Annotated in this window: 23 protein-coding genes and 2 pseudogenes; 7 read left to right on the forward strand and 18 right to left on the reverse strand. The window is 43.0% G+C overall.

Annotated features, from left to right (window positions below; all coding sequences use genetic code 11):
- A partial coding sequence (locus AM228_RS22540) for an ATP-binding protein (RefSeq protein ID WP_231636913.1) occupies positions 1-676 on the reverse strand: 676 nt, incomplete at its 3' end.
- A 208-nt stretch (positions 677-884) separates the two neighbouring features.
- Here AM228_RS22540 and AM228_RS22545 point away from each other — a divergent pair.
- Positions 885-1,112 carry a hypothetical protein gene (locus AM228_RS22545; protein WP_054469194.1) on the forward strand — a complete coding sequence of 76 codons (228 nt, stop codon included), beginning with the start codon at positions 885-887 and terminating at the stop codon, positions 1,110-1,112.
- Positions 1,113-1,298: 186 nt separating this feature from the next.
- The gene (locus tag AM228_RS22550) at positions 1,299-2,654 is read left to right on the forward strand and encodes a hypothetical protein (protein WP_054469195.1); all 1,356 of its coding nucleotides are present in this window, start codon (positions 1,299-1,301) and stop codon (positions 2,652-2,654) included.
- 316 nt (positions 2,655-2,970) lie between these two features.
- On the opposite strand, the gene AM228_RS22555 is transcribed toward AM228_RS22550, so the two are convergent.
- The 3 genes from AM228_RS22555 to petJ form a co-directional block, all read right to left on the reverse strand.
- Positions 2,971-3,921, reverse strand: coding sequence for a Uma2 family endonuclease (locus AM228_RS22555; protein ID WP_054469231.1), 951 nt, complete (start codon positions 3,919-3,921; stop codon positions 2,971-2,973).
- A 226-nt stretch (positions 3,922-4,147) separates the two neighbouring features.
- Positions 4,148-4,819 carry a rhomboid family intramembrane serine protease gene (locus AM228_RS22560; protein WP_054469196.1) on the reverse strand — a complete coding sequence of 224 codons (672 nt, stop codon included), beginning with the start codon at positions 4,817-4,819 and terminating at the stop codon, positions 4,148-4,150.
- Between the two features lie 234 nt (positions 4,820-5,053).
- Positions 5,054-5,386, reverse strand: a complete 333-nt coding sequence (gene petJ / locus AM228_RS22565) for a cytochrome c6 PetJ (RefSeq protein WP_054469197.1) — start codon at positions 5,384-5,386, stop codon at positions 5,054-5,056.
- A gap of 531 nt (positions 5,387-5,917) precedes the next feature.
- On the opposite strand from petJ, the gene AM228_RS22570 reads away from it, so the two are divergent.
- Complete coding sequence (locus tag AM228_RS22570; RefSeq protein ID WP_054469198.1) at positions 5,918-6,949, forward strand: diguanylate cyclase; 1,032 nt, start codon at positions 5,918-5,920, stop codon at positions 6,947-6,949.
- Positions 6,950-7,115: 166 nt separating this feature from the next.
- On the opposite strand, the gene psbV2 is transcribed toward AM228_RS22570, so the two are convergent.
- The 4 genes from psbV2 to AM228_RS22590 all read right to left on the reverse strand — a co-directional run bounded on the left by psbV2 (position 7,116) and on the right by AM228_RS22590 (position 10,266).
- Entirely contained in the window at positions 7,116-7,625 is a 510-nt protein-coding gene (gene psbV2, locus AM228_RS22575; RefSeq protein WP_054469199.1) for a photosystem II cytochrome PsbV2, read from the reverse strand.
- Positions 7,626-7,791: 166 nt separating this feature from the next.
- On the reverse strand, positions 7,792-8,280 hold the full coding sequence (gene psbV, locus AM228_RS22580; protein ID WP_054469200.1) for a photosystem II cytochrome c-550: 489 nt from the start codon (positions 8,278-8,280) through the stop codon (positions 7,792-7,794).
- Between the two features lie 634 nt (positions 8,281-8,914).
- Entirely contained in the window at positions 8,915-9,835 is a 921-nt protein-coding gene (accD, locus tag AM228_RS22585; RefSeq protein WP_054469201.1) for an acetyl-CoA carboxylase, carboxyltransferase subunit beta, read from the reverse strand.
- A gap of 206 nt (positions 9,836-10,041) precedes the next feature.
- Positions 10,042-10,266 (reverse strand): hypothetical protein, encoded by a 225-nt coding sequence (locus tag AM228_RS22590; RefSeq protein WP_054469202.1) that lies wholly within the window; start codon positions 10,264-10,266, stop codon positions 10,042-10,044.
- Positions 10,267-10,696: 430 nt separating this feature from the next.
- On the opposite strand from AM228_RS22590, the gene AM228_RS22595 reads away from it, so the two are divergent.
- The gene (locus AM228_RS22595) at positions 10,697-11,218 is read left to right on the forward strand and encodes a photosystem I assembly protein Ycf3 (RefSeq protein ID WP_054469203.1); all 522 of its coding nucleotides are present in this window, start codon (positions 10,697-10,699) and stop codon (positions 11,216-11,218) included.
- A 111-nt stretch (positions 11,219-11,329) separates the two neighbouring features.
- Entirely contained in the window at positions 11,330-11,620 is a 291-nt protein-coding gene (gatC, locus tag AM228_RS22600) for an Asp-tRNA(Asn)/Glu-tRNA(Gln) amidotransferase subunit GatC (protein WP_054469204.1), read from the forward strand.
- A 37-nt stretch (positions 11,621-11,657) separates the two neighbouring features.
- Here the strand turns inward: gatC and AM228_RS36585 are convergent.
- The 7 genes and pseudogenes from AM228_RS36585 to AM228_RS33340 form a co-directional block, all read right to left on the reverse strand.
- Positions 11,658-12,227 (reverse strand): annotated as a pseudogene (locus AM228_RS36585) (diguanylate cyclase domain-containing protein); the annotation flags it as partial.
- Between the two features lie 197 nt (positions 12,228-12,424).
- A pseudogene (locus AM228_RS22615) lies at positions 12,425-13,318 on the reverse strand (AAA-like domain-containing protein); the annotation flags it as partial.
- Positions 13,319-13,681: 363 nt separating this feature from the next.
- Entirely contained in the window at positions 13,682-14,809 is a 1,128-nt protein-coding gene (locus AM228_RS22620) for an ABC transporter ATP-binding protein (RefSeq protein ID WP_054469208.1), read from the reverse strand.
- A 39-nt stretch (positions 14,810-14,848) separates the two neighbouring features.
- Positions 14,849-16,477: an iron ABC transporter permease gene (locus AM228_RS22625; protein ID WP_082349017.1), complete on the reverse strand. Its 1,629-nt coding sequence runs from the start codon at positions 16,475-16,477 to the stop codon at positions 14,849-14,851.
- Between the two features lie 200 nt (positions 16,478-16,677).
- Positions 16,678-17,685: an iron ABC transporter substrate-binding protein gene (locus AM228_RS22630; RefSeq protein WP_054469209.1), complete on the reverse strand. Its 1,008-nt coding sequence runs from the start codon at positions 17,683-17,685 to the stop codon at positions 16,678-16,680.
- 362 nt (positions 17,686-18,047) lie between these two features.
- Complete coding sequence (locus AM228_RS22635) at positions 18,048-18,686, reverse strand: (2Fe-2S) ferredoxin domain-containing protein (protein WP_054469210.1); 639 nt, start codon at positions 18,684-18,686, stop codon at positions 18,048-18,050.
- Between the two features lie 98 nt (positions 18,687-18,784).
- Positions 18,785-18,940, reverse strand: coding sequence for a hypothetical protein (locus AM228_RS33340; RefSeq protein WP_156331981.1), 156 nt, complete (start codon positions 18,938-18,940; stop codon positions 18,785-18,787).
- A gap of 913 nt (positions 18,941-19,853) precedes the next feature.
- On the opposite strand from AM228_RS33340, the gene AM228_RS22640 reads away from it, so the two are divergent.
- Entirely contained in the window at positions 19,854-20,360 is a 507-nt protein-coding gene (locus AM228_RS22640) for a Fur family transcriptional regulator (RefSeq protein ID WP_054469211.1), read from the forward strand.
- A gap of 403 nt (positions 20,361-20,763) precedes the next feature.
- Here the strand turns inward: AM228_RS22640 and metX are convergent, their stop codons facing one another.
- Entirely contained in the window at positions 20,764-21,828 is a 1,065-nt protein-coding gene (gene metX, locus AM228_RS22645) for a homoserine O-acetyltransferase (protein ID WP_054469212.1), read from the reverse strand.
- Between the two features lie 21 nt (positions 21,829-21,849).
- Entirely contained in the window at positions 21,850-23,154 is a 1,305-nt protein-coding gene (locus AM228_RS22650) for an O-acetylhomoserine aminocarboxypropyltransferase/cysteine synthase family protein (RefSeq protein WP_054469213.1), read from the reverse strand.
- A 185-nt stretch (positions 23,155-23,339) separates the two neighbouring features.
- Between AM228_RS22650 and AM228_RS33345 the strand changes: the two genes are divergently transcribed.
- Entirely contained in the window at positions 23,340-23,480 is a 141-nt protein-coding gene (locus AM228_RS33345; RefSeq protein ID WP_156331982.1) for a hypothetical protein, read from the forward strand.
- A 555-nt stretch (positions 23,481-24,035) separates the two neighbouring features.
- On the opposite strand, the gene AM228_RS22655 is transcribed toward AM228_RS33345, so the two are convergent.
- Positions 24,036-25,844: an ATP-binding protein gene (locus AM228_RS22655; protein ID WP_054469214.1), complete on the reverse strand. Its 1,809-nt coding sequence runs from the start codon at positions 25,842-25,844 to the stop codon at positions 24,036-24,038.
- Between the last annotated feature and the right edge of the window lie 574 nt (positions 25,845-26,418).

Raw genomic sequence — 26,418 nt, forward strand, 5'->3', positions numbered from 1 at the left:
ATTGTTGCAGTTGGTTTTTTAGAGAGGAAAGGGTGGGAGTTTCTGTGAGACTTTTCCAAATAATATAGTCAAATTCAGGCTTGATTTGTTCTATGAGTTGCCTGGTTAGTACGCTTTTGCCAATGCCACTGAGTCCATAGATGGTAATTAAGCGGATCTGGTCTTGTAAGATCCACTGTTTGAGGGTATTTAGTTCGGTGTTGCGGTTGTAAAAGTCGCTGAGGTCTGGGGCGTCGATTAGGTCGATAATGGGTGAGTAATTTTGGGTGGGGGAAGAGTGAGAAGAAGAGAGATCGGAGGGCGATCGCTGTTTCGGATTTTCTTCATATTGCCTGCTTTCTCCACAGATATTTATATGACTTCTATTAATTTTACTATTAACAATCTGTGAAGAATTACCATAATTGTAAATACTAGATACTGCTTTTCGTTCTAAAACAGAGCGAGAATTTGCCTTATGAATCTCTTCTCCCAATAGTGCCGATAGAGTCTGCCATAATTCCCCAGCAATATTTTTAATATGAGACTTACTGCGATGGCACTTTTTAGCAATGTCTTCATATTTTAACCCTTGCCAAGCCCCTTCTAGGATAGCCGTTTGCACAGAATCGAGGTGTTTCTCTGTTTTCGCAAATACAATGCCATCTGCCCACTGTAGCAGTTCCTCAGTAGTCATAGATTTCTTTAGGGTTGAAGTCTTGGTTTAAGCTTTTCTTAATTTATCATACTTTTTCGTACTTTTCCGTACTTTGGCAAGGAGAGCCTAGATAAATTGATAAAAAACTTTACAAAAGTCCTTACTTTATCGTACTTTTTGAGGGTTGTAAAATCCAGAATTATCTTAGATAATGAAAAAAATTTTTTGATTACATTGGAGAATAACTATGCAAAAAATGATGAGATTTTTTTCGGCATCAATATTAATGGTTGTGTTGTTTTTCAGTAATGTTGTCCCTGTATGGGCTAGTTCATCTTTTAACCCAATAGATAATGTTTCTATCAGTCAGGCATATACAGCCAATTCACAGTCCGAGCAAATTCAAAAACATTTAATTGTTGAAAAGATGGTTTGCCGATACGTTGATGGTCAAAAAAGATGTTGGGACGAATAGTTTAATCCCTTGAATCTAAGTATTTAGCCATAAATTAAAATTTTGCTTCGATTGTCATGCTGATTATATCATAATCGGAGCATAATTTTAATTATACTAATAATTTTATATATAAAATTATTAAAAATAACTATTAAAAATACACAAAAAAACAGAAGTTTAGTTGTATAATCATCAAGAACAATTATGCCATTGTTTAACTTGTTTGCTAAAAAAACATTTCAAGAAACCAAGACAATTACCGATGAAGATATGGTGCGGATAGTTGGGGAGTGCAAGAAGTCATTACCATCTCTTCCTGGAAACCCTGAAATCTTAGAGAAAATCAGCTTTGATAAGGTAGTGAGTTATTTGAAAAGCGATCGCCCCGATAATCCCAATCTAACACAAGCAGCGATCGTTCGCCAAGAACATCCCGAAGGCACTTTTTTAGCCCTCGTATTTTTGGACGAAAATAACCATTTAATTTATCTGCCCAGTGGTGTTCCTTCAGGACGGCAGATCGTTGCCAAAAAGCTGAATAAAAAATTAAGTCAGTTTTTGGGCGATCGCGATTTCAGTCTGGTTGAGTTAAAACAAACATCCATCGTCGTCAAAGCGATTAAGATAGCGAGTATCATCATTTGGACTACGGTGATTTTTCTGGTGTTAATCCCATTACTGGGACGCTTGATTATGACTCAAGCTTTAGCTGCTGAATTAAATCCTCCTCCTTCTTTGGAAATTACACAAAATATGGTAGCATTTGGGGGGTCAGGGGACAAGAAAGTTTTTGATCAAGCTCGTCAGACAGCCTATAAAGAGGCTCAACAATATGCCAAACAGGAATTAGATAAATGGGAAACTGAATTAATTAACCGCATAGATACGGATTTTCTGAACTGGTATTTTAGTTACTTTAATCAGAAAAAACAAGAATTTGACGTTCTTTTTCAATTTGCCGGCCAAAATATTATAAATGGATTCAATCAGTCCAGAGTTAACGAACAAATCAAAAATAGCGTAAATGATAATCTTCAAAGAGAATTTGCTCGTCGCGTTGTTAGTTCAAAATCTGCCGAAAGTAAATTTAAGACAATCGTGATTGATACCACTGAGTTGTATGTAGAAAAGCTATCGGCTGAACTAAAAAATGTTCCCAAAAAGTATAAAATTGCTGAGGCAGACTGGCAGCAATATTTAGAGACAATCAAAGCCAGATTAGCAGATGAACAAGGAGAGCAATCATTGCCACTCAAAATTATCGGTGGTTATGCCACAACTAAAGCTGTAGTTACATTAGGAGCTATGGCTAGTGGTGAAGCTATCGCTGCATTGGCTGCTAGTAAAATAGCAAGTATGATCGATCCTGTCGTTGCTCTTGGATTACTTGCCTGGGATTATTGGGATTATCGTAATGGAGTTGCACAAAATAAGCCGCGTTTGCGTGAGGATTTAGTTGAATCTATACATGAACTCAAAAATACTCTTTTAAAGGATCGTGAATTGGGTGTGATGTCTGCGGTGAATGAATTAGATGAACAAATAAAAAATAGTGTATAACGCGGATATTGTGCGTGACTTTATTTGTCACCAATGCCATAGGTTAGAGGACAGGGAATTGAGGATATGTGCAAACCGATCGCATTCTTGATTTAATTCTCAAATTCGGGCGATCGCTGACAAAAAATTGCCCAAGCAGAGCAGACAAGAAACCGGGTTTTTTTGGAAAAACCCGGTTTCTGTTTTTTTAAGCAATTTATCGGCGGTTTGGGAAAGCGATCGCCCCTATCTCTAACCAAAAAAGAAACCGGGTTTCTGCGAGAATTTTGGCAAATTAACTATCATATTTGGATCGGAAACCCGGTTTCTAATTCCCTTAAAGGTTATCGGGATCTAACCCGATCGCCCGCAACCGTTCGGCGAGACGTTCTGCCCGTTGGCGTTCCGCTTCAGCTAGTTGTTGAGCTTGTTGTGCCCGTTGGCGTTCCGCTTCAGCTAGTTGTTGAGCTTGTTCCGCCTTTTGGCGTTCCGCTTCAGCTAGTTGTTGAGCTTGTTGTGCCCGTTGGCGTTCCGCTTCAGCCTTTTGGCGTTCCTCCTCAGCCTTTTGGCGTTCTGCCTCAGCCTTTTGGCGTTCAGCCTCAGCGTTTTGGCGTTCTGCCTCAGCATGAAGGTGTTCTGCCTCTTCCGGTAGCAACACCAAATTGCCTTCGGTATCGTAAAACCGTAACCAAACGGCCTCCTCTCGGTCGATAGTACCCGACCAAGTTCCCAGCCAAAAGCCTAAACTCTCACACCAGAGCCAACCTCGGTCATTTGGCACCAAGGTCTGATAACCCTGGGAACCTTGCAAATGCCATCCCTGTAAGGAATTTGGCTCAAACGGGTCAAAGACAAAATAATCAGGGGTGCGGAAAACCTGCTGATAAATATCCTTTTTGATTCCTTTATCTACTCTCGCGGTACTGGGGGACATGAACTCGACAATTACATCTGGGTAGCGACCCCCTTCAAACCAGATCACCCAACCCTGTCGTTCCTTTGTGCCATCTACATCTAAGACCGCAAAGAAATCAGGGCCGCGAAAATCTTTGTTTCTAACTTGTTCGCTGCTGTAGTAAATAAACATATTGCCGCCCGTATAGAAATCATTGCGATCGCTCCAAGCTTGTTGCAATGACCGAATCAGGACGTTCATGGCAATGCGGTGGCGGTTAGTCTCCAAGGGTTCTCCATCATCAAAAATCAAATCCGTCGGCGGCATGGGGGGTTCCCAGTCCGGCTCCACGACGGTTTCGGGGCAAGTCTGGGCAGTGAGTTCTACTGACATTTTCGGTTCCCCACTTTCTGGTAATTCTTGTTGATGATTATATCCCAACCAACAAATAGCTGGCAGCCTCATCCAGAGAGGCATTCAAGCGGTTTTGCTCCGTAGAACCTTGGATTAGACAATTCTCACCAGCATTCGTTTACAGCTATGTAATAATTAAGAGATTAGCCTCAATTTTTGCTTATTTGCTCACCGATTTGATTACTGATTTCACTTTCAGCTTAGTTTATTTATCATCGCGGAATAAACCCATCAAAGGGCCTAAGATAGCCCCAAAAACAAAGCCACCGGCATGAGCCCAGTAAGCCACACCTCCTGGGGCGCTAATACTGGTTTGAGGCAAGCTGGCAATGCTATAAAAAGCTTGTTGAATAAACCAAAGTCCCAGGAATAAAAAAGCAGGAATTCTGACGGTTGTAAAGATAAAATATAACGGAATTAAGGTGACTATTTTAGCTTTAGGATATCTGATAATATAAGCACCCATCACTCCAGCGATCGCCCCTGAAGCACCCAAAGAAGGAATCGCAGAATCCATAGAAAAAAACCAGTGGGCTAATGCGGCCAAAGCACCACAAACTAAATAAAACAGCAAATATTTAATATGACCCAAACAATCTTCGACATTATTGCCAAAAATCCACAAAAACAGCATATTTCCGCCGAGGTGTAGCCAGCCTCCGTGGAGAAATTGAGAAGAAAATAAAGTAATCCACTCTCCTTGAGGTTTGGCGGTCAACTGTTCCGGCACCACCGCCCAAGCTTGGAAAAATTCTTCTAACTGACCCTGTTGTTGTAAACTCACTTCTAAGATAAACACCAATATATTAATAATAATTAGTGCGTAGGTTATATACGGTGTAATAGTTGTTGGATTTTCATCTCTTAGGGGAACCACGGCGGTTTTTCCTCTTTACTGAAAGCTTTTTGTTTACGATAGCCTATTTGATTCTCGGATGTCTTGCTGGCGCTAATGTGAATTCCTTTCCTGTAGTAGGGGGAATATCGGCAATTTGCGGTCATAAAAACACCTCTAGACTCGGTGAAGAGTCTAGAGGTGTTCTCCAGATTTATTCATTGAGGCAGTAGCCGCTCAAAGGATTTGAGTGATGGCGACGCCGAGTTTTTTAGTTTACCAGCCTTTATCAGCTTGTTCGAGGACGTAGGTAGCGACGTTTTCAATATCAGCATCGCTCAAACGACCACCAAATGCGGGCATAGCACCTTTACCTTTTGTCACCTGGGTAATGATGGCTTCTTTGGAATACATTCCGTAAGTTTCTAAAGCATCTTTTTTCAGGGTTTTGGGGGCCATGACCACATTGTTACCATTCATGTGGCAAGCAGTGCAGTTGGCGGTAAAGATTTTGGCGCCAGCGGCAGCATCTCCAGCTTGGGCTGGAGGAACGAACGCCACAGTCAGGACGGCGATCGCAACCAAGAAAATTGATAATAGTTTCTTCAAAGTGGCTCTCCTCTTCATAAATACAGACAAATCTGTCAAATCGTATTGTATATCGTCAGGGTGACAACAACTTAGACCCGTGATTAAAATCTTCGGGGTATCTCCAGCAAGTTTCTGGCGCAACTCTTTGGAATCCCTTGGAAGGCTGAATCATCTCTTGCCCAGGACACGATTTTGAGAATCGGACTTTTGGCAAGTAGGCGATTTCGCGATCGATCGCGAATTATTTTCTGTTCCTGACGGGCAATAGGCTACCATAAAACAAAACACACAGCAACCACAGGAACGGCGGCAATATGGTTGATGACGGGAAATCATGGCGCAAATGGTAGGGGCAATTCCCCCGTGGTTGCTCAGTGCGATCGCCCTGGTCAGTCTTTAGACATTTATTTCTCTGTCAATTTGTTATAAAGATAGAGAACCATTAAAATTTCTAGAAAAATCATCGTTGATTGAGCGATTAACTCTATCATTGATCATATTCTTTTTATTTTTTACCTTTAATTTTTGGATTGAATCCTGAATATTGATATGCTAACGGAGCAAGCTTCCGAGCCAATCGGCAAAATTCTCCTCATTGATGATGAGTTAACCACTCGATTAATTTTACAAAAAAATTTGCAGGATGAACAATACCAGGTCAAAGTCGCCACCAATGGAAAAGAAGGCTTAATGATTGCCGAAGAGTTTTGTCCTGATTTGATTATTTGTGACTGGATGATGCCGGTGTTAGATGGGTTAGAGGTTTGTCAACAAATCAAGGCAAATACCCAGTTATATGCGACATTTTTTATTTTGCTAACCGGACGAGAGCAAGTCAGCGATCGCGTCAAAGGACTGGACAGCGGAGCCGATGAATTTCTCTGTAAACCCATTGATCTCAATGAACTCAAAGCCCGGGTGCGTGCTGGATTAAGAATCTCTCGATTAAACCAGCAATTAAAAGCAACCAACGAAGAATTAAGTCAGGTGAATAAACAGTTAAAAGTTAGAAATGAACTCTTGGAATCTCTCTCCATGACTGATGCCATGACCGGGTTACTCAACCGTCGCGCCTTGGATCAAAGTTTACCTCATTTATTAGCGCAAGTGGGCAAACGAGATGGGACTGAGATTCACTATCGATATCTCTGTATTTTTATGATTGATGTGGATTATTTTAAACAGGTGAATGACAATTATGGCCACAAAATTGGCGACAATGTGTTAAAAATTTTGGCGCAACGATTACAGGCGAATGTCCGTCCTAATAGTTCCGTATATCGTTACGGTGGAGAAGAAATTGTTTGTGTCACCCAGGGGATTCACCCCAAAAAGATGAGAGATTATGGAGAATCTTTACGCAAGGCGATCGCCGATCATCCGTTTAAAGTCTCTGGGGATTTACAGCTTGGGATTACCATTAGTCTGGGAGGGGCGATCGCCAGCGAGACTCATTCGTTTAAAGCTCACGATTTATTGCACCAAGCTGACTTAGCCCTTTATCAAGCCAAACATAATGGTCGGAATTGTCTGCGCTTTTCACCCGAAGCCGAACTATTAATCAACACCAATCCAGTCTAATCCTAATTTTCTCATATTTTAATTTTTTCGGTAATTTTTTAGCTCCAGAAAAAAATTCACCAATTAAGCATATTGGTGAATCTTTAGGAAAATCTATTGCTCGATGATTTTTGTCAACTTAAAATCATTGTGATTTGGTCAGATTTATCTTAGATTGACCGGAAATTTAGAGGCCAAAAGTGTCAGAACCCCATCCGGGAGCTTTTTCGGCGGAACGGAGCAGAAAAGCCGATAAATTTTCCACCTTTTCTGTAGAAAGCCAGGTGTCCGGTACTTCTCGACACCAGAAGTTTTCCCCCATACCATCGTAAGTGGTGGGATGGCGTAAATAGGCTACTAAAGCATTGATATTATCCCGTGGAGGTGTTGCCCCTTTGAGGTTTTCCATCGATAATGTCACCGAGGGAACAGGTAAATTAGAACCACCCACGTGACAATTCATACAATTTTGTAAAAACAGACTTTTTCCTTCGGAAATTTGGTCAGGAGAAAATAAGCGAGTTTCCCCTGCTTCATTCAATTTTAAGGGTACAGGTTCGGTGACTTGCAAGTATCGACGCAGATAAGGTTCAATCGGATCAGCCTCGGCGGGCTGAATCCAGATCATTACCCCTAAAATTGCTACCAAAAGGATCAGAAAATTACGCATGAAGAAAGACTGATATATCCGCCACATTTTTTATTACTTTCAAATCTGTAATGAGTTTTTATCTGTGAATTGGGTAATTATTAACCACCATAAAGAATCAAACATTTTCCCCAGAGGTAAAAATTTTTAATCTCTCATCGGCCATTAATAATTACCCATGACCAGTTACGGAATCTCCGAATAACCTGCCTAATTAACGCACGGTTTTACCACCGCCCCACTTGACGTTGACTTTGGGTTCTACAAGCATGAAACTGGCGATCGCATAGAGATCATCTTCAGTCAGATTTCTCATTTCCGCGAAAATATCCGCACTCTTCATACTGGGGTGGATTTCAGAAATATCATACTCCCCATCATAGCTGGTGGGATTTTTCATATAATCGATCAACGATTCAATATTATTGCGAGGGGGGGTCGCTAGGGCTAAAGATTCAGGATCGAGACCCACGTTAAAGTCTGTCTTAGTCACTCCCTCAAGGTGGCATTGAGAGCAGACATTAATAAATAGACGTTTGCCTTTCTCAACTTCTTTCTCTGTCACCACAACCGTATCCCCGGTGGCATTCAGTGGCAAAGTCCGCACTTCTGTGGACAGTTGCACCGCAGAAGCACTATTGACAAACACTTGAAAAGCGAAAAATACCGTGGCAACAGCCACCATGATACATCTTTTTACCATAGTTTTCCTCAAGATCAACGTTTTTGGCAGGATTAACAAAGTGAACCATAAATCGTGCGGCTAAGTTTAAGTTGGTCAAGGAAACATTCGCCGCCAAAGGATTATCGGCAGAAAACAGATTCAGGGGGTAGATTCCCCGAAAAATGCCCTTGACCAACCGAAGTCACTCAACTTTGGGAAGAGAACCCACTTCCTTCTGGCGGATGGTTTGAGACATAATTGCCTTAGCATCTTGCCAACCCAGACGGGTCTGAACCCCATTTTATGGTGACGAATGTTGACGCTTCCCACGATCGCACCGACTCAAGACTTGCTCCCCAGGGATTTGATAGTCTTGGCAATCTTTGCAAGGGATAAGGAAGCAAAACCCATAACAATCGGTTTCCGCAATTGGTGATTGCTCTCATCCAATATCAATATCATGCCACTGGACGGGATTTTTCCCAAAATATCTTTAGCAAGAATATCTGTGGCCTTGACTCAGGGGAAGAGGTTCGTAGGATAGAGAATAGAGGATAGAGGGTAATTAAGGCTAAAAAAGTAAAATTCAAGTAAAATTCGCTCCGGGGAATTATTCCTGGGAGCGAGGTTGCTGGGGTTAGGCTTCAAGTGTCACCACCGCAAAAGTAGTAACTCACTGAGAAACCATATTACTCAACTCCATTTGCGGCAATGAGAGTCGGTGAGATAAGGGAGACTGAGGCTGATGCAGGCAAATGAGTTGTGCTAAGGTTTTCTTGAGTTGGGTGCGCGGGACAATTAAATCGACAAAACCATGAGACTGCAAATCTTCCGCTGTTTGGAATTCTTCGGGTAATTTTTCCCGCAAGGTTTGTTCGATGACTCGCCGTCCGGCAAAGCCAATGGTGGCGTTGGGTTCAGAGATAATTAAATCCCCTAGCATGGCGAAACTGGCGGTGACTCCCCCAGTGGTGGGATGAGTTAATACGGGAATATATAGTAATCTCTCTTGGCGATGGCGTTCCAGGGCGCCAGAAATTTTCGCCATTTGCATCAGACTGAGCATTCCTTCTTGCATCCGGGCGCCCCCAGAGGCACAGATAATTACCAAGGGTAAGCGTTCGCGGGTGGCTTTTTCCGCTAAACGAGTGAGTTTTTCTCCGACTACGGAACCCATGCTGCCCCCCATGAACTGAAAGTCCATCACCCCTAATGCGACGGGCAGCCCATCCATTTTACCCAGTCCTGTTTGTACCGCGTCGGCAAACCCGGTTTTTTCTTGGTATTCACGCAGGCGATCGCTATATGGTTTGCGATCGCGAAACTTCAGGGCATCCACGGGTGCCAGATGCTCATCCATTGGCATCCAAGTTTTGGCATCAATCAGTTGACGGATCCGTTCATCACTATCCACCCGCATATGATGTCCGCATTCGATGCATACCAGTTGGTTGCTGAGAAGGTCTTTGGTATAAGTTAAAACCCCACACTCTGGACATTTTGTCCAGAGTCCTTCGGCAATATCCCGTTCTTGGCGTTCTTGGGCCATTGACCCAGTTTTTTTTCGATTCGCAAACCAGTCAAATAAAGACATAAAAACAATAAATCCTTTTTTCTTTTACCCTTTCCGTGTTGGCCTACATTTCCGCCATGTCGCCATGATTAACGGGGTGATTCATTCAGGAGGGATTCGAGTAGCGCTTTGGGGCGCAAGCTTCACGCCCCTGATTAGATCAATTTTCCCGAATCTTGTTAGATATAGTGAAATTTCCACCTCAATAAAACATCTGCCCGACTCAGTTACTCCGATGATTCAGTCAACTCGTCCTCTAACGGACTGAGTAAAAGCAATGCCGTCCAACGATCCACTGACCGCACTTGTAAAGCGGCTGGAGAACCACTCCCCAAACAGGGTGCAATTCCCAAATCCAGAATTCGACTAGGGATTTGATGCGCCGCCAGCAATTGCTGCATCAACTCTGCCTCCCAGCGATGGTTTGTTTGCTTAATTGTGATCCAAGACACAAAATAATCTTACAAGGAAATTATCACATACAGAGTTGTTATTTGTTATTTGTTCTTGGTTCTTGGTTCTTTGTTATTTGTTGCTGGTTGGGGGAAAGAGGATGCATAGGAAAGAGGATGCATAGGAAAGAGGAAAATTCTATGCCTCTCTATCCTCTGCCCCTCCGCTCCCCCGCACAAGACGCTCTGTTGGTTGGTGGTTGTTGTTTGTCCGCAGCCTGCCCCCGCTTTCTCAGGTGTGGATGAACCGTGAAACTTCAACAGTGAACAAATAACCAACAACAAACCACAAATAACAAACCACAAATAACAAACCACAAATAACAAACCACAAATAACAAATATTTGATTCAGGCGATCGCATCTAGGTCTACAATAAAAGATTAAAATAACCTTTGCCCCGGTTAGTCATAACTCCAAGAGCCATAAAATGCCAAGAACTCAACGCAACGATAACTTCATCGATAAAAGCTTCACGGTCATGGCGGATATCATTTTAAAGATTCTGCCGACCAATAGAGAGTCTAAAGAAGCTTTCGCCTATTACCGCGACGGAATGTCCGCCCAAGCAGATGGCGAATACGCGGAAGCCTTAGAAAATTACTATGAAGCCCTCAAGCTGGAACCGGATGATAACGATCGCAGCTATATTCTTTACAATATAGCCTTGATTCACACCAGCAATGGGGAACACGATCTGGCGTTGGAAAACTATCAAAAAGCGATTGACCTAAATCCTCGGATGCCCCAAGCCTTAAATAACATTGCGGTGATTTATCACTACAAAGGAGAAAAAGCGAAAGCTGCGGGAAACGAAGAAGAATCCGAAGCCATGTATGATAAGGCGGCAGAATACTGGAAACAAGCGATTCGTATGGCTCCCAATAACTACATCGAAGCGCAAAACTGGCTGAAGATTACCGGACGTTCTAAGATGGATATCTTTTTTTAGGGTGAGTGACATCACCGGAAATTTATCCTTGTCTATTTTGCCCAAATCCACGGCTGACAATTTCCCGTTAACAATTAACGATTAACCTAAAACCAAGATTAACTTGAAACGATGATTTCCCGCGAACAAGTTCATAAAGTAGCTCATTTAGCTCGGTTAGAACTCACAGAACAGGAAGAGGTCGAGTTTACCACTCAACTTGGCAGTATCTTAGATTATTTTGAACAATTGAGTGAACTGGACACCAGTAAAGTCAAACCCACCACCAGGGCGATCGAGGTGACAAATGTCACTCGTTTGGATGAATTGCACCCCTTTTCTGAGCGAGAGTCAATTCTAGCGATCGCCCCTGAAGTAGATGGGGACTTTTTCAAAGTGCCCAAGATTCTTAGTGACGATTAGTGACGATTAATTAACGAATCATTAATGAATGGGGCTATTCATTATAAATATCCCCATTCATTTCTGCCCCAAAATTGAGAATTTTACTGAGGGAAACCCCATTGCGTCCAGCCTTCTTACAGTCATACAGGGCTTGATCCGCTGCGGCAATTAAAATTTCGGCAAACTTACTGGCATCAGGAATGGTAGTGGCTACCCCTAAACTGACGGTTACTTGAGTTCGCGGGATATTTTCTGCTGGGGTAGTTTGCCAAATGATTATTTTTAATTTTTCCACATTATTTCTGATAATCTTGGCAATTTTTACTGCTTCTTTGGCGTCAGTATCCGGTAAAATTATGACAAACTCATCTCCTCCATAGCGAGCGACTAAATGATCTTTTTTGGCAATATTACTAAAATATTAGCAATTTGCTTTAAGCAATTGTCTCCCAATTGATTTCCTGAGAAATCATTATATAATTTGAAATTATCTAAGTCACAGAAAATAATCGACAATGGCTTTCCCGTGGCGGCTATTTTTTGCCATTGTTGGTCTAAGTATTCTTGAAAATATCGCCTATTTGCTACCTGGGTTAGAGGATCGATATGGGAGAGTTTTTCCAATTCTTGTTTGGCTTTTTCTAATTACAAGAGGCGATCGCACAAAATTTTATTTTGCGTGTCAATATCGACGAAATTGCTATTATTTAAAAATCTGCCCAAATAGATTCTGTATAAATCACAGCGAACTCTTAGTTCACCCTGAACAAATTTGATCAAGCCTAAACTTTCTAATTTATAAATCAGAATCGTATTAACATTTTATGAGTGATTGGCTGAGTGATTGCCTGAGTAATTTCCAGTGATAATTTGCAGAAAAACCGTGGCAATTTGCTCATCAGCTTGTAAAGTTGCTAAATGACGCCGCAAATGTTCCCGATAAATTCCCGTATCCCTTGCCGCTGTTGCTAAAAGTTGCTCTAAACTAAATTCTGAATTATGACATAAATTATACAATGCCAACCGAATTAACAGCGGATGTCCCCCCACCATTGCCATTAATTTATCCGTTTTTCTCTCGTCCCAAGGGAGGTCATGTAATCGGGCTAACTGCTGCACTTGTCCACGGGTAAATTCGGGTAAAGTCAGGGGTAAGCCAATATTAAAAGGAGATTGATTAATTCTCAGTGGCACATACACTTCTGTCGAGTAAACCACCAATAAGCGCAGTTTACTCCAAGGCTGCACCTGTTTCGCTTCTTCAAACCACGATGTTGCATCCGCAACGCTTCGCGATCGCAACAAAGGCAAAAACTCTTGAGCTAATTGGGGATATTCAAAAATCAGCGATAACTCATTAATACATAAAACCAAAGGACGGTGAATTGCTTCCAGCAAGTACCACTGAAAATAAAGAGTGCAATTGACTTTACTCCCCAGGTCTTCATCCCAATAATCATCTAAATTAGGTTTAAGATTTAAGGCATAGCTAATTTGCGTGCAAAACACTCGCAGAAATCGATCTATATTCTGGAAATCAGCGGTATCAATTTTTTGCAAGTCTACCGTAGCGGGGTAGTAGCCCAAGCTTTTGGCATTGTGGTTAATCCGCAACATTAAGGAAGATTTTCCCATTTCTTTTCGGGCTTTAATTCTAATTAAGCAGCCCGGTTTAGTAATTTCTTGATAAGCTTGCTCTTCCACGGGTGGACGAGGAACATAAAATGGCTACTTGATCGCAACCAGACCCGTAGGATATTCCAAGGAGGTGATCATAATTTACTGATTAACGTGAATCTGTGTACTTGTTTACCTAGTTGCTTGAGCCATCTAATTTAACTTAGATTTGGTGGTATCCGATTAGATCGATCGCTCCATCATGTCCCTGGTATAGGGAAAAAGCCAACAATGGCGGCGGAAAGCATTCTCCATTAAGTATAAACTAGCTCAGGGATGAGACAAAAAAAGTCACCACATAACAATCACCGCCATCGCGATCGCCACGATATGGATAGCGCTTGTGATGGCGGTGTAATTTTCACCCTTGATAACTTGACAGTGATTGCTGATTGGTTACGATTATCTTTGCGTAGGATAAATCCGTAAGGCTTCCGTGACGGCGCCGACAGAGACTCGCGTACCGACGGGCAATAAGGAATTGACCGTTGTCCGGGCATGAATTTCTTTACCGGAAGGGGTGATTAAGCAGTAGCGGTGTTCTCTGCCTAAAAATTGCCGATCGCAAATCACCACTGGCGCTTTTTCATTCGGGTGCAACATAATATCTTCTTCCCGAATCATCAACTCAGCCATATCCCCATCTTGGAGTAATTGTGAATTTATCGCCGAGTCTAAACCTGAGTCTAAAATCTCAAAACAACCCACTTCAGTTTCCCACTTTTGACCAATCCGTCGGGCGGTTAAAAAATTGGCTTCGGTGACAAATCCAGCCACAAACCGAGAAGTCGGTGCTTGATAAATTTCTTCTGGGGTGCCGATTTGTTCGATCGCCCCAGACCGCATCACCGCCACTCGGTCAGAAATAACCAAAGCTTCCTCGCGATCGTGGGTGACAAAAATCGCCGTCGTCCCAGTATTTTTCAGAATCTTACGCACTTCTTCGCGCAAGTATAAACGCACTTGCAAATCCAAATTACTCAACGGTTCATCCAACAAGACAATTTCGGGACTGGGGGCTAATGCCCTCGCTAAAGCCACCCGTTGCCGTTGTCCTCCCGATAACTCGTGGGGATAACGGCGATCGAGTCCTTGTAATCCGACTAATTCCAGTAATTCTTTCACGCGATTCCGAATAGCTTTGGCATCGGTGACAGATTTTTGCCAAACTTTAAGAGAGAATTTTTCCCCCCGACGCTTTTGCAATCCAAAGGCAATATTATCCGCCACAGTTAAATGGGGAAATAAGGCATATTCTTGGAACACCATGCCTAAATGACGATTTTCTGGGTTGACCCAGACCGATTCACTGGCGACGGTTTGCCCCGCAATGGCTATCGCCCCGGCATCGGGACGTTCAAACCCCGCAATCAGTCGTAATAGAGTAGTTTTGCCACAACCGGACGGGCCGAGTAAAGAGATAATTTCTCCCTGTTTTACCTCCAGAGAAATATCGGCAACTGCTGCGGTAGTTGAGTTAGGAAATTGTTTTTTAATTCCGTTTAGGGAAAGAATCGTAGATTCAGTCATTTTTTTAATAGTTAATACAACAACCAACAACCAACAAATTTATTTTTTCTGTTTTAAAAGTACCAAAGTAGAAACAGTGGAAACCATTAGCAAACTTAAGGATGCGGCGGCAGCATCCGCAAAGGCAACATCCTCGGTGGCATTCCAAATTTCTGTGGCTAAGGTGCGAAAACCAATCGGCGCTAATAACATAGTGGCGGGCAGTTCTTTAATGGCGGTGAGAAAAACTAATAACCCACCCCCGACAACTCCCGGACTGACCAAGGGAATGGTAATTTCTTGAATGGTCTGCCAAGGACTGCGCCCCAAAATCCGGGCTGACTCTTCGAGTCCAGGGTTAATTTGTAATAAGCTGCTGCGAATCGTCCCTACGGATTGCGGTAAAAATAAAATTAAGTAAGCAAAGATTAACATAGGCAAAGTTTGATATAAACCCGGTAGATATTTGGCACCGAGAAAGACTAGGGATAAGGCGACGACGATGCCCGGTAAGCCAAAGCCAATATAGGTACAACGTTCAATTAAAGTTGCCAAAGCCCCTGGAAACCGTACCGATAAAATAGCTACGGGTAGGGCAAATAAGGTGGCAGCGATCGCCGCCAAACTTGCCGCCAGCAAAGAGTTTCCCGCCGCCGGGAAAAAATTGGGAGGCATATTCCCAGCATTGAGTCCGCGCCACAGCCAGAGCCCAGATATGGCAATGGGTAGCACTAACCCCAGGAAGGTAATTAGGCTACAAAAGGCGATCGCTGGCCATTTCCACAGACCCAAAGACACTTGCTGGAATTGACCCTGGGGACGACCCACCCCTGAGTGGCTACTGTAATAAGCCGCCCCAGTTCTGGCCCGATATTCCAACCATAAAATTAACCACACCAAAGCCACCAAGACTAAAGCCAAGACAGCGGCAGAGTTGCGGTTAAAACTGCTTTTATATTGAATGAAAATGACGCGGGTGAACGAGTCAAACTGCATCAAGCTTGGGGTGCCAAAATCTCGCAAAGAATATAAAGCCACTAACAAGCCCCCAGCCACCAGGGAAGGGCGCAGTTGGGGAAATGTAACCCGCCAAAACGTTGACCAGCTATTCTGTCCCAGATTTCGCGAGGCTTCTTCTAAGGAAGGGTCAATGCCTTGTAACCCAGACCGAATGCTAATTAGTAAATAAGGATAAGTAAATAAGGTCAGGGACAAAATCGCCCCGGGCCAACCGTAAATTGAGGGCAACTCTTGCACCCCAAACGGTTCTAGCAGCAGTTGCAACCAACTGCCTTTAGTGCCAAAAGAGGCAATGATGGCAAAACTGCCCACATAACTGGGAACCGCTAGGGGTAAAGTGGTGGCGATCGCCCAAAATTTTCGGCCTGGTAAATCCGTTCTTTCCGTTAAAAAGGCTAAAGGCAGGGAAATCAATGCAGAAAATAGCGTCACCACCCCTGCCAACCCTGCACTGTCTCGTAAGACTGCCAAAGTTCGCGGACGGGAAAGCATCAGCCACACTTGATCCAATCCAGCGCCCCCAGCGCGAACAAATAGATAAATCAGGGGGCAGGAAATGGCGATCGCGGTAATTCCGGCAGCCACCACCAGAAACCACGGTGGACGGGCTCCACTGACAAAGGAAAGACTACCGGCAAATGGGCTAAGAACTGTCTTGGGGATTTTCATCGATATTGTTATTCGTTATTCGTTATTGGTTGTTAGTTATTTGTTATAGCGATTGTCTGTCATAGTTATGAAGTACAAAAAAATTTGTCATTCCCGCGCAGGCGGGAATCCAGAAAACCTCTGTACTTCCCGAACGACAATAACCGCTATATTGGTCAGAAGACCGAACAACAAATAACTAATAACCAATAACTATCAACTTACAATAATCCCGCTTGTTGCAAAAGTTCCAAAGTCCCTTCCAAATCCGATAAATTGCTTAAATCAATGTTGGGCGGGTTAATCTGAGCGATCGAGATTTGTCCTTTCGGTGCGGCAATTCCCGAAACTAAAGGATATTCCTTAGTTTCTTGGGCAAAGTAATTTTGGGACTCATTCTTCAGCAAATAGTCAACGAATTTTTGGGCATCAGCTTTTTGGTCAGTGGTATTCACAATAGCAACCCCAGCAACGTTAACCATTGAGCCTACATCTCCCGGCATATAGTGATGCTTGACGGGGAAATTAGGATTATCTGCATTAAACTGATAGAGATAGTAGTTATTGACTAAGCCTAAATGAATTTCACCCCGGCCTAAAGCTTCAACAATTGCCGTATTTTTGGGATAAACTTTAGTGCCATTGGCTTTCATTGCCTTAAGCCATTCTAAGGTTTTTTCATTCCCAGCAGTCAGACGCATGGCGGTGACAAATGATTGAAAGGAACCGTTAGTAGGAGCCCAGCCAACTTTTCCCTGCCATTTCGGTTGAGTTAGTTCCCAAACTGAACGGGGTAATTCATTGCTGGAAACTTCATTAGTGTTGTAATCTAGGACACGAGCCCGTCCAGAAATCCCTACCCATTGTCCATTTTGATCGCGAAATTTTCCATCTACTTTTTCCAATAAGTTAGAGGGAATTGCTTCCGTTCTGCCCGCTTTCGCTAATGCCCCTAATGCCCCCGCATCTTGACCAAAATAGACATCCGCAGGGCTATTGTTTCCTTCTTCTAAAATAGCGATCGCCAATTCGGAAGTATCCCCATAGCGAACCTCGATATTGATCCCTAAATCTTGTTTAGCCTTTTCTACTAAAGGCCCGATTAATCGTTCATTTCGCCCCGAATAAATGGTCAGGGTTTTTGGTTGGGCAAAGACCAGTTTAGCCACGCCAATACTTGCGGCTAATGCTAAAACACCGAGGGCGATATATGTGCGATTAATTTTCATAATTGGCTCCTTTATTGGTTGCTCTTTTATTGGTTGTTGATAGAATGCCAAGTTTGTTTCTGTGGTGGCTCATTTCCGTGATGGGAAATCAAACAGAAGAAGCAGGATTTTCGCAGAAGCGATCGCGTGAAAGAATTGGTTGTTAGGGGTTATTTCCCTGGTGGGCGATCGCTGCCAATACTTCTTGATAAATATTTGCAATAAAAATTTACAGCCTTATGACTATAGGGGTTTTCTGGCTTATTGTCAATAATTCTCATTAAAAATTTTTACTGACACAGCCAAAGGAATGATTTTTGCGGCAAAGTTCTTGTGATACAAGGGTTTCCCGTAGGGTGGGCAAATTTTGCCCACCCTACTATTTAAGTCATCGCCGTGACGGGAAAATGTTTTTCAATTAATTCGGGAATTTCTGCCACATCAAGGCCGCTGTAGCGAGTTTTATCCGGCATCACCACCACATTGGGCGCTTGTTTGCAGCGACTCATACAGCCGGTTTTTTTAATTTGGACTCGATCGCCCAGTCCCAGTTCTTGCAATTGTTCCTCAAGAGCGATCGCAATTTCTTCCCCCCCACGTTTGCGGCAATCGGACTTACCACACACTAAAATACTGCATTTTTTCTGTTGGGGACTCTGTTGGTTACAGGTTGCCGCAACGGTGCAAGGCATAGTCGGGGGTGCGCTGGGCTGACTGGTGGGATAAATGGGAGAAAAATGATTTGTCGGCAATTGCACGCGATCGGCCACCAACTTAATAGTGCCGTTTTTCATCGATCGAATACTTTGCCCATTCACTTGGATGCGATCGCCTGGTTTTAACTGATTATAAAGTTCAGCCCGCACCAGATCCCCGCGTAATTCTTTCGGAACTTTAATCCAATATTCCCCACTGTTGGTATTCAGTCGCAGCATTTTCGGTTGATAACCATCTTTGAGGATAAAACCGAAGAACTGACCGGCTAGATTAAACTCGGAGACGATTTTGTGTGATTTGCTCATTGGGATTAGATTAATTTATTGCAATTTTTCAGTATTTTTTGTAAGAAGCTGGTAGATGTGAAGCGAATATTGTCTTAAAGAAATTGACCGATGAATGATTATTCCGTATGCCAGCAATGACTCAACCATTGCACCAAGTCTGGACGAGATGCTTTTAATTGCTGCAAGACACGATGAATCTGTAATGCTTCCGTTGGACTATTTGGGATATGTAGGATATGGCTGACTTCTGATTCTAGTTCTGATGGATTCATCAGGCTCCTGTATTGCAAGTAATTCTTAATCATGCTTGAGGGAAATTTAAGCTTCCCGGCGGAATAACCGGAACTTTTCCCCTGTGTTTGAGCATACCCTAAGTGCGAAGAATTCTCAAGATTATTGCCAAAAATTTTTTTTTAGAATTGGCTCAACTGGGTTTTGTGGCATATTTAAGCAAATTCTGGGTTAACCGAGCAAAAATCTGCTTTTTAAGCGGTATTCCCCGTTGATGCGCTAATAATCTACTCTGAGGTTGCCCAGCTATTATCGTTCATCAAAAAATCATGGTAATCTCGGATGCAATAAGCCTGATTTAATGAGAAAGGGGAATTAACCGCCACAAAGATTACTGAATACGCTAGTATCGAATAAGTCTGTATAGACAGCGGACTAATCCGCCGCTGTTTTTCCTTTTGATGAGAACACAACCACCACCCCAGAAGCGATCGGCGATCGCCTCTGGGGTGGTTTGTCTTTTCCCCGCAAATCCTCAGAAATTATTGAGAAATAATGTAAATTTCTCTAGATTTCTCTAGCCGGTTTACCAAAATTGTGTCGCCGTGTGGCGCCGTTGGTTCAGGGATCTGCGTTGAGCTAAATAACGGCTAAAACCTATATTTATCAATATTTGGCAAATATTTACCCCAGATATTCGGGTGGAGCGACTGGGGGAAATAAAAACCCGGTTTCTTCAAGAAACCGGGTTTATGTCTTCAGGCAGCCCGGTTTCTGATTAAATATTCCTGGCACGTATTGACAAGTCTTATCAATAAGATTAGATTAGTTTGAGACATTTCTTGCGGCACAGGTTATTGGTTATGGGTTATTTGAATCATGGCATCGCTTTTACCAAATAACCCATAACCAATAACTAATAACTAATATGATTATTTGGTGACATGACAGCAAATGGCATTTTACACAAACGACTCACTCAAAGCTGAACTCAAACAGCAGGGATTTAGACTGACGCCACAGCGACAGACAATTCTCAACATTTTTCAAACTCTTCCCCAGGGTAAACATCTCAGTGCGGAAGAACTACAAAAATTACTGGAACTCAAACAAGAGAAAATTAGCCTCGCCACAATTTACCGCACCCTGAAGTTAATGGCTCGGATGGGAATTTTGCGAGAACTGGAACTGGCCGAAGGACATAAACACTATGAAATCAACCCCCCTGCCCCGCAACATCATCACCATCTAGTCTGTGTTCAATGCTATAAAACCGTTGAGTTTACCAATGAAGCGGTATTAAAAATTTGTCGCAAGCAAGCACAAGCTTCTAAATACGAGATGCTGGATTGTCAGATGACTCTGCACGTTATTTGTCCCGAAGCCTTAGCCCAAGGTTGGCCTTCTACTTTACCAAGTGATTGGGTTTGTCCCCTGTCTGGGTGGCGGGAAAATGATTGATGGTTGTTGGTTGGGGTGTGGGGAGCGGGGGAGCGGATGGTGCGGGGGAGCGGATGGTGCGGGGGAAAGAAAGGGTGTGGGGCTGCCATCGGCCGCCATCGGCCGCCATCGGGGGGAAAGTGAAAAGTGATGCATTGAAAAGTCGTAGGGGCGAATGGCCATAAGGCCTGACGGATTATGCTTCGCAAGGACACCCGTACAAAAAAATATCACTATTCACTATTCACTATTCACTATTCACTATTCACTATTCACTCTTCACTATTCACTCTTCCCCACACCTCTTACCCTGAGCCTGCCGAAGGGCTACACCTCTTACCCTACACCCTGATGCCCGTTCCCTCTAATAACCAACAACAAACAACAAACAACCAACAACCAACAACAACCAACCAATAACAACTTATAACTTAAATTCCTGGCGAAATTCCACTACGAAATCATTGAGCTTGTCCATCTCAATTAAAAAAGCATCATGGCCGTGGGGAGAGTTTAACCAGAAAAGTTTTGCCTGGGGAATTAAATTCGCCAGTTCTTCTTGTTCAGCAGGAGGATAGAGGACATCGGTAGTAATTCCGACCACCAAGGTGGGATGAGGAATATTGCGGAGTACCGATTCATAATCGCGATCGGGACGGCTGAGATCGTGGCTGTCCATTGCATGAGTGAGGATAACGTAGGTGTTGGCATCAAACCGTTCGATCAGTTTTTCTCCTTGGTATTGCAAATAGCTGGAGATGGCAAACTGTTCTTTGGCTTTGCTCTGTTGGAGTTGGCGACCAAAGCGCTGCTCAAAGTTTTCCCAAGAACGGTAGGTGCTCATGGCAATCATGCGGGCGATCGCGAGTCCTTGGATCGGGGGTTGGTCGTCAGAATAATGCCCCCCATTCCAGTTGGGATCCGCATAAATCGCTTGCCGTTGGGCTTCACTCCAAGCAATACACCAGGCAGAATGTCTGCCGGATATGGCAATGGGGGCGATCGCTCTCACCCGTTCTGGGTAGAGTACCGCCCATTCCAGCACTTGCATCCCTCCCAGAGAACCGCCAATCACCAAATTGAGCGATTGCACTCCCAACTCCTCCAAAAACCGTGCTTGTAAATGCACCATATCCCGCACCGTAATTTGGGGAAAATTGGCGCCATACATTTCACCAGTTTTGGGATTAATAGAAGTCGGCCCGGTGGTGCCATAACAACTACCGAGGATATTGCTACAAATAATAAAATCACGGTCAGGGTCTAGGGCTTTTCCCGGTCCAAATAAGGGCGCCCACCAGTAATCTGCATCGGCAGAACCCGTAAACGCATGACAGATCAGAACCGCGTTATCCCGGGCAGCATTTAAACTTCCCCAAGTGCGATAAGCCACCTGCACCCCAAACAATTGCTCCCCAGACTCTAAGGGGAAGGGGGTAGACAGGCTATGAAACGCGGTATCTGGTGAGACGAAGTGCTGGTAATTCATAGTAGATGTGACCGGAAAAAATTAAGTCTTGACTTGAGCAAAAGCTTGCTCAAAGTCTGCTTTAATGTCGTCGATATGTTCCAAACCGACGGACACGCGAATGGATGAAGGGGTGACACCAGCGGATAGTTGTTCCTCGTCAGTCAATTGTTGGTGAGTGGTGGAAGCCGGATGAATCACCAAAGTCTTCGCATCTCCCACATTGGCTAAGTGAGAGGCTAACTTGACATGATCGATAAAGGAACGTCCAGCTTCGCGTCCGCCTTTAATCCCAAAGGTCAAAACACAGCCAAAGCCATGTTTGAGGTATTTCTTGGCCCGCTTGTGGGAAGGATGACTCGATAATCCGGGATAACTCACCCATTCGACTTGCTCATGGGACTCTAACCATTTTGCCAACGCCAACGCATTACTGGTATGGCGATCGACCCGTAAAGATAAAGTTTCCAGTCCTTGCAGCAGTAAAAATGCATTAAAAGGACTCAGACAAGGACCTAAGTCCCGCAAGCCTTCCACGCGAGCCCGAATAATAAACGCAATATTACCAAACGGACCATCGGGGCCAAAAACTTCTTGGAACTTCAAGCCATGATAACCGGGGGCTGGGTCGGTAAACACGGGAAATTTACCATTCCCCCAGTTAAATTTACCGGAATCCACAATCACGCCACCAATGGAAGTGCCATGACCGCCAATCCATTTGGTAGCAGATTCCACCACAATATCAGCACCGTGTTCAATGGGACGGCATAAATAGCCACCACAACCAAAGGTATTATCGACAATCAGGGGAATGCCATTTTTATGGGCCACGTCCGCTAAGGCGGCAAAGTCAGGAATGTTAAACCCAGGATTGCCAATGGTTTCTACATATAAAGCTTTGGTGCGATCGTCAATGGCTTTAGCAAAATCCTTGGGATTATCTCCGTCTACGAATTTAACGTTAATGCCCATGCGAGGTAGGCTGACCTTGAATTGGTTGTAGGTGCCACCATAGAGAAAACTGGTAGAGACAATGTTGTCTCCGGCTTCCGCAATATTATTGATCGCGATAAATTGGGCTGCTTGTCCGCTGGAAGTCGCCAAAGCCGCCACCCCACCTTCTAAAGCGGCAATTCGCTTTTCAAAGACATCGGTGGTGGGATTCATCAGTCGGGTGTAGATGTTGCCAAATTCTTGCAGGGCAAACAATCGCGCCCCGTGATCCGCGTCATTGAAGACATAGGAAGTGGTTTGGTAGATCGGCACTGCCCGGGCATTGGTTCCCGGGGCGGGTTCTTGACCGGCATGAATTTGAAGCGTTTCAAAACGATACTCGTCAGGCATAACAATTCCTCATTGCTGGATGGATTTTAGTAATGGACATCTTACTGAGAATGAAGCTACATGATCTTACTAACAAAAACTCGTGAAACTCCAATCATTAACAAATCATTAAATTTACCTGAAGGTGAGGGATTCAGATTTAACTCACCACAGTAGCCAGAATTCTACAATAGTTCGAGGGGCTTTTGGCGATCGCTTCAGAGAATTTTTTGGCTGTCCAGACGGGCGATCGCCGTGGCGGCTATTTTTTTTCGGGAAAATCTGGCGATCCAGGACTGGACATCTCACGGAAAGTGATTAAGTTTAGACGAACTGACCTCGCTTAATCTTTAAGACTTTTTTCGGCTTTAGGTTGAAATTACCAGGGGTAATTTTTAATCGGAATCTCCCTCGCCATTGTCAAGGGACTGTTGCTGCCATGACTTGGCAATCCATCACTGTCAAATCCTGATATTTATACCAATTTCAAAAATTCTTGCTACAGTTACTAGGTTAATTTGGCCGCAAGCCGCCGCGCCCAAAGAAGTTGCATTCTTAATTGGAAACGGTATTAGGTGCAGTTAGTAAAGTTTTAGACCAGACGGCCGCTGATAGAGTCGATGGCTTTACTAACCCCTATGAGGTACTTTTGCTGGCCAGAATAACGTGATTTATTTTTTGAAAAAAATTTGCTGAAGCTAAAATTTAAATATTCAGCTTAATTCATAATGTTAAATTAAGATTTTTTTTTGAAAAAACTGAATTTTCCGTTTTTTTACCTTGGCTATTAACTAACGATTATCAGTCAGATTAAAATTTATTATAAATAAACTGAATTTTTATAATTTTTTTGGCAATTTTTTTGTAAAAATTTTATATTGATTTAAAGTTAATAGATCAAATTAAGCATCAGAAAGTTGTAAAGGAATCTGAATGATAAATTTTGTTCCTTTGCCGACTTCTGAAATACATTGCAATTGACCACCATGCTTTTCAACAATGGAGTAAGAAATTGACAACCCCAAGCCCGTACCCTTGCCTACAGGTTTAGTGGTAAAAAATGGATCGAACAATCTTGTTTTAATTTCTTCGGGAATCCCCGGTCCATTATCAGCAATGCTAATTACCAAAAAATTGTCTGGAGAAATTTTGCTGCTAATCTGAATTCCTAGTGCTTTACTGCTGTCGTAATTTTGGTTGATATGACAATATTCTAAGGCATCGATCGCATTGCTGAGAATGTTCATAAACACTTGATTCATTAATCCTGCATAACATTCAATTTTAGGAATTGCACCATAGTTTTTTTCTACGGTAATCGCCTGGCGAGCGCTCTGGGCTTTGAGTCGATGTTGGAGAATCAGCAGAGTATTATCAATGCCTTCGTGAATATCGACGGGTTTTTTCTCCCCTTCATCTAAGCGGGAAAAATTGCGGAGAGATTTGACGATTTCTTTAATCCGTTCCGCCCCCATTTTCATACTGGAAAGTAATTTAGGCAGGTCTTCAATGAGAAAATCCAGCTCGATATTTTCTAGATGCTTTTGAATTGCCAAATCAGGTGGATTATGGTGTTGCTGATAAAGCATCACCAACTCTAGCAAATCTTGAATATATTCAATGGCTGGAGCTACATTGCCATAGATAAAGCTAATGGGATTGTTAATTTCATGGGCAATTCCGGCCACCATACTCCCCAGGGCGGACATTTTTTCCGCTTGAATCAATTGGGATTGAGTTTGCTGTAACTGCTGTAAAGTTTGTTCCACTTGTCGAGCGCGATCGCGTTCCCGCACTTGGGACAAGCGCAAGTCTGCTTCCATCTGTTTGCGGATGGTAATATCCCGGATAATGGCAATTACCTCAGTGCTGCCAAAGGGGACATATCGCGCTTCATAATGTTTCCATGTATTATTTTCTCGCAGATTATATTCGCCAACTTGGGGTTGTCCCGTGGCCAAAGTTTTCTCTAAATAACAGCGAGTCCAGAGGGCTAAATCTTCTGAGAGAGCTTCATCAATACTTTTGCCGATAAAGTGTTCTGGTTCCGGGGCGTTCAGATCATCTTTTGCCGGAAAATAATCGAGAAAAATTCCTTGCTGATTTAGCCGAAACACCAAGTCAGGAATCGCATTTAATAAACTCCGATTTTTAATTTCACTCTCCCAGAGAGCCGCCTCAATTAGATGGCGATCGCCGAATATATTCGGCGATATAGAAATATCATGGCTTGGGTTTTTTCCCCTTATCTTTTCAGTCATAATTTGCCTCTCGGCATTTGTCCTAAATTCTGGATTTTGCCCATTTTTTTTGCCTGACCAGCGTCCGGGAGACTTTTGTTTGCACAATCCTTCGTTCAGAACAAATACTTTTTCATCATTCATTAAATTTGAATGTTGCTCTGGAGAACCATTGAGTTCTAATGCCAAATATCTATCCTTATTCTCCAGAATATTCATATTTTCCCTATCGTTAATGGGATCGTTAAAATTTATAAACTTTCTTTTGCCTTCTAAAAAGGTTTTTATTTTTGCGGCTAAAGTCTGGGCTGTGTTGGTTGCAGCCGCATCTACTCTCCCCTTGACTAAGGTCTGGTGATGACTCTCCATTTCTTGATGGCGAATTTCTAAACTGCGATCGCTCTTTCTGCGGATATCTTTAATTAAATCACGGTACTTCACCGAACCGCCTGCCGTATATTTACTTAGCATAAGTATCTCTCATTTATATGATTTAAGTTCTTAATTTCAACCTTATCAATAAATGATTAAAGTTGCCATCAGTATAATTAGGTAACTTGAGATCCGTAAAATTGCTGATTTTCTGAGCCTAGAGCCTCAGCCCTGCCTCTCTCTTGCCCACCAGGGATAATTATCCAAATTCTCCAAAGTGACTGGCAAATCTTTATGTCTGTAAAGCTTGACATTTAGCTAAAAAGTCATCTGAACAATATATATATTATGAATTTTATTTAATAAATATTTAGAAAAGTTAAGTTTTTTTGACCAAGTATAAAAGCTTAACTAGGTTAATTTGTTAATTAGATCACCAATTGAATCAAACATATCCGTTAACATGATCCATTAACATGATTGACAGAGGGTGAAATATTCACCAAACACCACTCACCAGGTCACTCACCAGGTCAAATCTAAAAGCCGAATCAAACAGGAATTATCTAAATATGAGGAATTCATCAGGCATCATGCAGTACAACCATAAGCTCAAAGAGTCAAAGATTTCTGTTTGTAATGAACATAACCCAATCCTGGTAGTGGAGAATTC

Origin of the sequence: Planktothricoides sp. SR001 (genome assembly GCF_001276715.1) — a bacterium.
Taxonomy (GTDB): domain Bacteria; phylum Cyanobacteriota; class Cyanobacteriia; order Cyanobacteriales; family Laspinemataceae; genus Planktothricoides; species Planktothricoides raciborskii.